At 72.7% G+C, this 4,247-nt stretch carries 5 protein-coding genes; 3 read left to right on the top strand and 2 right to left on the bottom strand.

The window, feature by feature from the left end; all coding sequences use genetic code 11:
- A partial coding sequence (locus tag TA90_RS11525) for a cation-transporting P-type ATPase (RefSeq protein WP_043536627.1) occupies positions 1-496 on the bottom strand: 496 nt, incomplete at its 3' end.
- A gap of 70 nt (positions 497-566) precedes the next feature.
- Between TA90_RS11525 and TA90_RS11520 the strand changes: the two genes are divergently transcribed.
- From TA90_RS11520 to ligD, 3 genes are all read left to right on the top strand, one after another.
- On the top strand, positions 567-1,136 hold the full coding sequence (locus TA90_RS11520) for a dihydrofolate reductase family protein (protein ID WP_043536625.1): 570 nt from the start codon (positions 567-569) through the stop codon (positions 1,134-1,136).
- A gap of 56 nt (positions 1,137-1,192) precedes the next feature.
- Positions 1,193-1,972 (top strand): MerR family transcriptional regulator, encoded by a 780-nt coding sequence (locus TA90_RS11515; protein ID WP_043536623.1) that lies wholly within the window; start codon positions 1,193-1,195, stop codon positions 1,970-1,972.
- An 82-nt stretch (positions 1,973-2,054) separates the two neighbouring features.
- Positions 2,055-2,975, top strand: a complete 921-nt coding sequence (gene ligD / locus TA90_RS11510; RefSeq protein ID WP_043536622.1) for a non-homologous end-joining DNA ligase — start codon at positions 2,055-2,057, stop codon at positions 2,973-2,975.
- On the opposite strand, the gene TA90_RS11505 is transcribed toward ligD, so the two are convergent.
- Complete coding sequence (locus tag TA90_RS11505) at positions 2,965-4,242, bottom strand: MFS transporter (RefSeq protein WP_231550734.1); 1,278 nt, start codon at positions 4,240-4,242, stop codon at positions 2,965-2,967. The genes ligD and TA90_RS11505 overlap by 11 nt on opposite strands.
- Positions 4,243-4,247 lie beyond the last annotated feature (5 nt).

Raw genomic sequence — 4,247 nt, 5'->3', positions numbered from 1 at the left:
CCACCTGCGCGGTGGGGTGGACCAGGGCGCTGAGGGCCTCCATGGTCCTCTCGGCCCGGTACTCCTGGACGAAACCGATGGTCGTGTTGATGAGGACGAGCACCAGCAGGACGGCGGCCGTGGAGAGGTCCCCGAGCCATCCCACGACCAGCGCGCAGGCCAGGAGGAGGAGCACGAGCCAGTCCTTGAACTGGGCCAGCCACTTGACGAGGGCGGGTGTCCTCCCGTGTGTCGTGATGGCGTTCGGGCCGGCGGTCGCCAGCCGCGCGGCGGCGTCCTCAGGGGTCAGTCCACTGTGGGAGGTGCCGAGGAGCCGGAGGACGTCCTCGACGCCGAGGGTCGAGGGGTCCCCGATGCCCGAGGAGGGAGCGGTTCCCCGGCCGGGTGTCCTCCCGTGGTCGGGAGCCGTGCCGTGGTCCGAGGTCGTCGTCGGGTCGGCTGCCCGGCCCGCCGTCCCGGCTCCTCGGTCGGCTGTGGTCCCCCGGTCCTGGTCCATGACCTGCCCGTCCTCCTCCGCACTGTCCGATTCCTCAGGGTAGCCGTGCCCCGACCGCTAGGGTCAGTCCATGGGCCGCATCATCTTCGACACCGCCGCCACCCTCAACGGGTGGATCGCCGACGAGGACAACTCCCTGTCCTGGCTCTTCGAGGTCGAGGGAGGCACCGAGCCGGATCCGGACCTGCTCCCCGGACATGCGACCGTGCTGGTCGAGGGCTCCACGACCTACCAGTGGATGCTCGACCAGGAGGACATGCTCGCCCATCCCGAACGCTGGGGCGCGACCTTCGGTCCCCGCCCCACCTTCGTGTTCACCACACGTGACCTCCCCGTCCCGGAGGGTGCCGACGTGCGACTCGTGTCCGGGGCCGTGGCCGACGTGCTTCCCCGGATCCGGGAGGCGGCCGGGACGGGGGACATCTGGGTGGTGGGGGGTGGGGACCTGGCGGGCCAGTTCCTGGACGCGGGGGTGCTGGACGTCATCGCCCTCTCCCTGGCACCGGCCGCCCTGCCGGGTGGCGCCCCGCTCCTCCCGCGTCGCGTCGGGCCCGAGCGGCTGCGGTTGGTCTCGGCCCGGGCCGTCGGACAGTTCGCCCGACTGGTCTACGAGGTCCGGGAGTCCCGCGACCGCGCGTGATCCCGCCGGGACTGCCGCTTGACGTTGACGCGACGTCAACCGGTAGCGTCGCGGACATGGAACGGTCGATACAGGACATCGCGCGGATCACGGGCACGACCAGCCGTACCCTGCGCCACTACGACGCGCTCGGAATGCTCGCCCCCACCCGCACCGGTGCCACCGGGATGCGGTACTACGACGACGCCGCCCTGCTCCGCCTCCAGCGGATCCTGCTGCTGCGTGGTCTGGGGTTGGGTCTCGCCGAGATCCGCGCGGTCCTGGAACACCGGACCGACGAGGTCCGCGCCCTCGCCACCCATCTCGACCTGCTGCGCAGTGAGCAGGCGAGGCTCTCCCGGCAGGTCGCCGCGGTGGAGCACACGATCAGGGCACTGGAGGAAGGGGAACACATCATGGCCGAGACGATGTTCGACGGGTTCGACCACTCGCGGTACGAGGAGGAGGTCCGCACCCGCTGGGGCGACGGGTCCTGGGAGCGTTCGGACGAATGGTGGACCGACATGGACGAGCAGTCCCGCACCGCGTGGAAGGCCGAGGTCGAGGAACTGAACGCCGACTGGCGCAGGGCCGCCGCCGACCCCGCGACGACTCCCACCTCGGCGGGGGCCCAGGACCTCGCCGCACGCCACGTCGCGTGGTTGTCCTCGGTGCCGGGCACGCCGGCCTCCGCCCGCGGGGGAGACCTGCGCGGATACGTGCTGGGCCTGGCCGAGATGTACGTGGCCGACGAGCGCTTCGCCCGCAACTGGGGAGGACGCGCCGGTGCCGAGTTCGTCCGTGACGCGCTCCGGGCCCATCTCGGGGGGACGACGGAGCAGGCGGGCCGCGGCTGACGCGGCGCCAGCGACGGGCCCCGCGCTCCGGCCGGGCCACCTCCGCCCGGCGTGGGGCGCCACACCGGAATACTCTGGTGTGATGACGGACACCACTGGGAAGAGGACCCCGCAGGAGGTGCGCCTGCACTCCCCGGAGAAGGAGATGTTCCCCGAGGCGGGCTTCACGAAGGCCGACCTCGCCGCCTACCTCGAGGCCGTCTCCCCGGCCCTCCTGCCACAGTTGGCGGACAGGCCCGTCACCCGCGTGCGCTTCCCCGAGGGGGTGACCGGTGAGCGCTTCTTCGAGAAGAACACCCCCCGGAACGCGCCCCGGTGGCTGAGGCGGAAGACGCTGTCCACCAGCCCCGGGGGCACCACACGGGGACGTGCGCCCAAGCAGGTGACCTACCCGCTGGTCGACGACCTGGCGGGGCTGCGGTGGATGGCGGACCAGGCCGCACTGGAGTTCCACACGCCCCAGTGGCGTGTCGGCCCCCGCGGCGGCGTCCGCAGACCCGACCGTCTGGTCATCGACCTCGACCCCGGGGAGGGGGTGGGGCTGGCGGGCTGCGCGGAGGTCGCACACCTGGTCCGCGAGCGCCTCGCCGACGAGGGCCTCGAGGCGTGGCCCGTCACCAGCGGTGGCAACGGGCTGCACCTGTACGCCCTGGTCCCCGGCGAGTCGTCCGCGCTGGCCGGGGCACGTACCTCACGGGCGGTCCACGCCTTCGTGGGGAGGCTCGCCCACGCCCTGGCGGAGGAGCACCCCGACCTCCTCGTGGCGCGCAGCGGCGCCGAGCACCGGGTGGGACGGGTCTTCCTGGACTGGAGCCAGAACCACCCGGCGAGGTCCACGGCCACGCCCTACACGCTGCGCGCCCGCGGGCCGCGGCCCACGGTGGCCGCCCCGCGGACCTGGGAGGAGGTCGACGACACCCTCCGGCAACTCGCTCCCGACGAGGTGCTCACGAGGCTGCGTCGCGACGGGGACCTCATGGCCCTCCACGGGTTCACGCCCTGAGACGCACCGGGACGCTGCGCTCGTGGGCCACGGGGGTGAGTCCCATCGCGAGCCCCGCCAGCACCGTGCCCACGACGAACACGAGCATCGCCGGGACGACCCCGATCCAGGCGGCCGCCAGACCCGCCAGCAGTGCCCCCAGGGGCATGACCCCCCACACCGCGAAGCGGAAGGTCGCGTTGAGGCGCCCCAGGAGCTCGGGAGGGCAGATCTGCTGGCGCAGGCTCATCTGCGTGACGTTGTAGACCGTGAGGAAGAAGGAGCTCACCAGGTTCGTCGCCACGAGCACCCAGGCGGCGTGGCCCGGGACCAGGACGGACGCCGGCAGGCCGAAGTTGGCGGCGACACCGACCACGTTGCACACGACGATCGTGCGGCCCACACCCAGGTTCCGGACGATGCTGCGGCGCGCCAGGGCCCCGGCCACACCACCCACGGCCCCCACGGAGAGCAGCGTGCCCAGCGTCGTGGCGGACATGCCCAGCTCACGCAGCGCGAGGACCGGGAGGAGCACCTGCACCGCCTGGCCGGTCAGCGCGGCGCCGGAGATGCACAGGAAGAGCGGGCCGAGCAGGCGCTCCGAGCGGACGTAGTCCACGCCCTGACGGACCTGGTGCCACAGCTTGGGGTCCTCGGGCGGCTCGGGTCTCGCCTCGCGCCCGGGGATGCGGCAGATGGCCAGGGCGGACACGGAGTAGGTGAGCGCCGTCAACAGGTAGGCGACGGGTGCGACCACCACGCCGAGGAGCCATCCCGCCAGGCCCGGGCCCGCCACCCGCGCCACCTGGAAGCTCGCCTCGAGTCGCCCGTTGGCCTCACCGATCTGGGAGGGGGCGACGAGGGCCGGCACCAGGGACTGGTAGGAGACGTCGAAGAACACGGTCGCGAAGCCCATCACCGCTGCGACGACCATGAGGTGCCAGATGGTGAGCGCCCCCCACCACCAGGCCAGGGGGATGCTCACCAGGGCGAGGACCCGCACGAGGTCGGCGGCGACCATCGTGCGACGCTTGCGCCACCGGTCGACCCAGGCGCCGGCGGGCAGACCGATCAGGAGGAACGCGACGGTCTGGAGCGCACCGAGCACACCGATCTGCTGGTTGGTCGCATTCAGCAGGGTGATGGCGACGGCACTCGTCGCGAGACCCGCCACCTGGAAGCCGAACTGGCTGGCCGTCTCCCCGGCCCACAGCCGGTTGAAGCCGGTGTTGTCCCCCACGCGGGAGCGGTGGCACGTCCTCGGAGCGGGCGACGGCGGGGTCGGCACCCCCG

It is taken from the genome of Actinomyces polynesiensis, assembly GCF_000820725.1.
In the GTDB taxonomy this organism is placed as follows: Bacteria; Actinomycetota; Actinomycetes; order Actinomycetales; family Actinomycetaceae; genus Pauljensenia; species Pauljensenia polynesiensis.
The sequence above is the reverse complement of the archived record's forward strand: the minus strand, read 5'-3'. Positions and strand labels throughout refer to the sequence as shown.

Excerpts from the sequence above, each read along its gene's own strand:
- TA90_RS11520 (WP_043536625.1), top strand. The coding sequence starts at position 567 with ATGGGCCGCATCATCTTCGACACCGCCGCCACCCTCAACGGGTGGATC.
- TA90_RS11515 (WP_043536623.1), top strand. The coding sequence starts at position 1,193 with ATGGAACGGTCGATACAGGACATCGCGCGGATCACGGGCACGACCAGC.
- ligD (WP_043536622.1), top strand. The coding sequence starts at position 2,055 with ATGACGGACACCACTGGGAAGAGGACCCCGCAGGAGGTGCGCCTGCAC.